Here is a 5118-nt window from a genome sequence, read left to right as displayed (position 1 = left end):
CGTGGACTCGCGCGGGATGCCGGCCTATCGCCTCGCGCTGCAGACCCGCGAGCAGCACATCCGCCGCGAGAAGGCGACCTCCAACATCTGCACCGCGCAGGTGCTGCTCGCCGTGATCGCCTCGATGTATGCGGTCTATCACGGCCCCGAAGGCCTCGCGCAGATCGCGCGCAACGTCCATCGCCGCACCGCCGTGCTCGCGGCTGGCCTGCGCAAGCTCGGCTTTGTGCCGCAGTCCGACAGTTTCTTCGACACGCTCAGCGTCGATGCCGGCGCCAAGCGCGCCGAGATCGTCGCCCGCGCAGCGGCCGAGAAGATCAATCTCGGTATCAGCGAGACCAGCTTGCGCATCGCACTAGACGAGACCACGACACCCGCGACGGTGGAAGCGGTCTGGCGCGCCTTCGGCGGCAAGCTTGCCTATGCCGAGATCGACGCCGAGACGCGCGAGGCGCTGCCGGACGGCTTGAAGCGCGCGACCTCCTTCCTCACCCATCCCGTGTTCCACGCGCATCGCTCCGAGACCGAGATGCTGCGCTACATGCGCAAGCTCTCAGACCGCGACCTCGCGCTCGACCGCGCGATGATTCCGCTCGGCTCCTGCACCATGAAGCTGAACGCGACCACTGAGATGATGCCGCTGACCTGGCCGGAGTTCGGCTCGTTGCATCCGTTCGTTCCGCGCGAGCAGGCCACGGGCTACCACGCGCTGTTCGCGCGGCTGGAAAAATGGCTGTGCGACATCACCGGCTATGACGCGATCTCGCTGCAGCCGAACTCGGGCGCGCAGGGCGAATATGCCGGGCTTTTGGCTATCCGCGGCTACCATGCCTCGCGCGGAGAGACGCACCGCAAGATCTGCCTGATCCCCTCCTCCGCCCACGGCACCAATCCGGCCTCGGCCGCGATGGTCGGCATGGAGGTGGTGGTGGTCGCCTGCGAGAAGAACGGCGACGTCGACGTCAATGATCTCCGCGCCAAGGCCGAGAAGCACTCGAACGATCTCGCCGCGGTCATGATCACCTACCCCTCGACCCACGGCGTGTTCGAGGAGCACATCCGCGAGATCTGCGACATCGTGCACGGCCATGGCGGCCAGGTTTATCTCGACGGCGCCAACCTCAACGCGCAGGTCGGCCTGAGCCGGCCCGGCGATTACGGCGCCGATGTCAGCCATCTCAACCTGCACAAGACCTTCTGCATCCCGCATGGCGGCGGCGGCCCCGGCATGGGTCCGATCGGCGTGAAGGCCCATCTCGCCCCGTTCCTGCCTGGACATCCCGCGGCGAAGGCGGATGCCCCGGTCGGCCCGGTCTCGGCTGCGCCGTTCGGCTCGGCCTCGATCCTCACCATCTCCTACATCTACATCCTGATGATGGGCGGCGACGGATTGAAGCGGGCGACCGAGATCGCGATTCTCAACGCCAATTACATCGCTGCGCGCCTCGATCCGCACTTCCCGGTGCTCTACAAGAACGCCAAGGGTCGCGTCGCGCACGAATGCATCGTCGATCCGCGTCCGCTGAAGACGACCTCAGGCGTCACCGTCGACGACATCGCAAAACGCCTGATCGATTACGGCTTCCATGCGCCGACCATGAGCTTCCCGGTGCCGGGCACGCTGATGATCGAGCCGACCGAGTCGGAATCGAAGGCCGAACTGGACCGCTTCTGCGACGCCATGATTGCGATCCGGAAAGAAATCGCCGAGGTCGAGGCCGGCCGCTTCAAGATCGAGGCCTCGCCGCTTCGCCATGCCCCGCACACCGTGCACGACATCGCGGACGACGATTGGAAGCGCGCCTACACCCGCGCCGAAGGCTGCTTCCCCGCGGGAAGCTCGCGCACCGACAAATATTGGAGCCCTGTCGGGCGCGTCGACAACGTCTATGGCGACCGCAATCTGGTGTGCTCCTGCCCGCCGGTGAGCGATTACGCGGAAGCCGCGGAGTAAGACGCGACAAGGGTTTCGTAGGGTGGGCAAAGCGGAGCGTGCCCACCACCTTTCGCTGCGTTGAAATATGGTGGGCACGGCGCTTACGCGCCTTTGCCCACCCTACACTCCTTGCTCAAGGCGCAACCAACACTCGCCTTTGCCCATCCCACCGCCAGAGCCGTTCATTGGTCAGAAGCGTGCCGCCCCACCAGCGCCGAATCGGGTTGTGGCGGCGAAAGTCCTCCCGGCCCTCCAGAACCGCTTTGCCGAATTCGGTCAGCGACAGTCGGCTCCGGCGATAAGCGGCGTTGCGACCGCGCGCATCGTGCGGGGCGAGAGTGGCGAGCTTTGGGTCGAGACCGGTGATCGCCGGCATCGGGCCGGACCCAAGCCCTTCGAGCAATGGGCCAAGCTCCCACTGGTCGAACACGTGCGTGTCGAGCAGTCCGCCCGGCTGAAACAGCTCCTTCGTGCGGTTGTGGCCCCTCGCAATCAGGTCGAGAAGCCCCGATTCCGTCGCGCCCAGCCCATTGATGGTTGATGGCAGTTCTGCCAGCAATTGCTCCATCGCCGGCGTCAGGAAAGGCAGCCTGGGAAGTTCACGGCCCAGCAATCCGAAACAGAGCTCCGGTGTAGGTGCCCGGTAAGCTTCCCAGGCCAGACGGCCGGCCTCGAAGTCAGGCTCCGCCACGTCGAACGCCCGCACGGCACGGTCGCGCAGTCTCGCACCGTCCGATTCGAGCAGATCGAAATCGACGAGGCTCAATTTCAGGCGCTCGGCCATGTAGGATTGAGAGCGCAGGTAATCGAGACTCCAGACCAGCTGCAATTGATCGTTCGGACGGGGATCAAACCACAGCTCGATGAGATCGAAGCCGTAGGCCTGGCAGAACCAATCCAGCGCGAGCTGCTTGTGCGCGAGGCCGGTCTCGGGAGACCGCGGAACAAGATCGGACCACTGCGCCTCGGGATCGTCTCTGTAAGAGCGACCAGTAAAGTATCTTTCGAGGTGGTGCGACGTTGGCAGCGGTCCCCAGACGAAGCGAAAGATCACGGGCACGACCATGTCGGCGCGACCGGTATGGGTGAGACCGGCTCCGGACGAACTGGTCAGGATCAGACGCTTCATCTCACCACCTGATCAACGCAACGCAAGACGAAACGGGCACTGACGACGTCGGCAACTCAACGTCTTCAGCGCCCGCTCCTCGCGAAAAACTTTCGCGTTAAGTCTTACTCCTCCGCAGGTTCCTCGCCGTCGGCGTCACGCTCCGGCGTGCCGGCCAGGATCTGCTCGGCGATCAGGCCCGAGTTCTGGCGGATCGAGGTCTCGATCTTGGCGGTGATGTCGGGGTTGGCCTTCAAAAACGCTTTCGAATTCTCGCGGCCCTGGCCGAGGCGCTGGCTGTCATAGGAGAACCAGGCGCCGGATTTCTCGACGATGCCGGCCTTGACGCCGAGATCGAGGATCTCGCCCATCTTGGACACGCCCTCGCCGTACATGATGTCGAACTCGACCTGCTTGAAGGGCGGCGCCAGCTTGTTCTTCACCACCTTGACACGCGTGGTGTTGCCGACCACCTCGTCGCGCTCCTTGATCGCGCCGATGCGGCGGATGTCGAGGCGGACGGAGGCGTAGAATTTCAGCGCGTTGCCGCCGGTGGTGGTCTCGGGCGAGCCGTACATCACACCGATCTTCATGCGGATCTGGTTGATGAAGATCACCATGGTGTTGGACTTGTTGATCGAGGCCGTCAGCTTGCGCAGCGCCTGGCTCATCAACCGCGCTTGAAGTCCCGGCAGCGCATCGCCCATCTCGCCCTCGAGCTCGGCCTTCGGCACCAGCGCCGCAACCGAATCGATCACCAACACGTCGACGGCGCCCGAGCGCACCAGCGTGTCGCAGATTTCCAACGCCTGCTCGCCGGTGTCGGGCTGCGAGATCAGGAGCTCGTCGATGTTGACGCCGAGCTTCCTCGCATAGACCGGGTCGAGCGCATGCTCAGCGTCGATGAAGGCGCAGATGCCGCCCTTCTTCTGCGCTTCCGCAACCGTATGCAGCGCCAGCGTCGTCTTGCCCGAGGATTCCGGGCCGTAGATCTCGACGATGCGCCCCTTGGGAAGACCGCCGATGCCGAGCGCGATATCGAGGCCGAGCGAGCCGGAGGACACCGCCTCGATGTCCATGGAGCGGTCGTTCTTGCCGAGCTTCATCACCGAGCCCTTGCCGAACTGGCGCTCGATCTGAGAGAGCGCGGCGGCCAGAGCTTTACTCTTGTCCATGGAAGATCCTTCGACGATACGCAGGGCAGTGGCGGACATTGGGTCGTGCTCCTTATGGCGAGGATTCGCGTGAGGGACAAACGGTTGCGAGGCGGCTCGGCGACAAAAGCAATGTACCCCATTTGTTCCAGGTTCGCAATATGTTCTTTGCGGGTTTGGGCGTTTTGGGCGGGCTGTGCGCACAATTGAACAGACCCCGTTCCGTTTATGGATCCTAATCTCATCATCACCGCACGGACCGCGGCTGCTATCGGTGACGAGAACGCCGACTGCGCTCCCGCCTTCCTCACACGGACAGGGGCGTGCCATGTTCAAGCGACGACGTTTCAAACAACAACTGACCCTTCAAGACCGGCTCTCCGCATGGGTGAAGCAGGTCAAGGAGGACGCCTCCAGGCTTCCGCCCGGCCCTGAAAGGGACGCCCTGCTCAAGAAGGCCCGCCAGGCCGAGCTGGCCAATCATCTGCACGACTGGGTCAAATCCCCCGGCCTGCAACCGCCGAAATAGCAGAGCAGCCGCGACGTCCTTGCCCGACTAAAGCTGACGCCCGTCAAAGACGCGGCCGCGCGTCGCCGTCACAATTCCGCAATCGTACGGCACCGAACCTTTTCGCGATCTCCGGCCTTCTTCAGGATGAGACCGCAACTCTGGGGACCTCAGTCATGACCGAAGACAAACACCGCGAAACGATCCGGCGCAATCCGCTGCTCGAGGCGGCGCATGAGGAGATGATCAAGTTCGAGCGCAAGGAAAACGAGTTCCGCAGGAGGGACCGCGAAGAGCGCGCCAGCGAGCTCCATCTTCCCCTGAACAACATCAAAATCCACTAAAGGCCCGCCAGGCCGGCTTCGATCGATGACGCCGGGCGGGCGGTCCGGCGGACGGCGCCCCCGCCGAC

5 protein-coding genes are annotated in these 5118 nt (G+C 64.0%); 3 read left to right on the top strand and 2 right to left on the bottom strand.

Translation table 11 applies throughout. The features are described 5' to 3' along the window. A partial coding sequence (gene gcvP / locus MOV75_RS26945) for an aminomethyl-transferring glycine dehydrogenase (protein WP_247006895.1) occupies window positions 1-1954 on the top strand: 1954 nt, incomplete at its 5' end. Window positions 1955-2069: 115 nt separating this feature from the next. Here gcvP and MOV75_RS26940 read toward each other — a convergent pair. Both MOV75_RS26940 and recA read right to left on the bottom strand, forming a co-directional pair. Continuing rightward, window positions 2070-3065, bottom strand: a complete 996-nt coding sequence (locus MOV75_RS26940; protein WP_246930683.1) for a hypothetical protein — start codon at window positions 3063-3065, stop codon at window positions 2070-2072. A gap of 104 nt (window positions 3066-3169) precedes the next feature. Beyond that, window positions 3170-4258 (bottom strand): recombinase RecA, encoded by a 1089-nt coding sequence (gene recA, locus MOV75_RS26935; RefSeq protein ID WP_100176636.1) that lies wholly within the window; start codon window positions 4256-4258, stop codon window positions 3170-3172. 268 nt (window positions 4259-4526) lie between these two features. Here recA and MOV75_RS26930 point away from each other — a divergent pair, with 268 nt between their 5' ends. Continuing rightward, a complete protein-coding gene (locus tag MOV75_RS26930; RefSeq protein WP_246930685.1) occupies window positions 4527-4727 on the top strand; it encodes a hypothetical protein in 201 nt (66 codons plus the stop codon). Between the two features lie 155 nt (window positions 4728-4882). Continuing rightward, a complete protein-coding gene (locus MOV75_RS26925; protein WP_246930687.1) occupies window positions 4883-5050 on the top strand; it encodes a hypothetical protein in 168 nt (55 codons plus the stop codon). Window positions 5051-5118 lie beyond the last annotated feature (68 nt).

It is taken from the genome of Bradyrhizobium sp. PRIMUS42 (assembly GCF_023006515.1).
Taxonomy (GTDB): Bacteria; Pseudomonadota; Alphaproteobacteria; order Rhizobiales; family Xanthobacteraceae; genus Bradyrhizobium.
The sequence above is the reverse complement of the archived record's forward strand: the minus strand, read 5'-3'. Positions and strand labels throughout refer to the sequence as shown.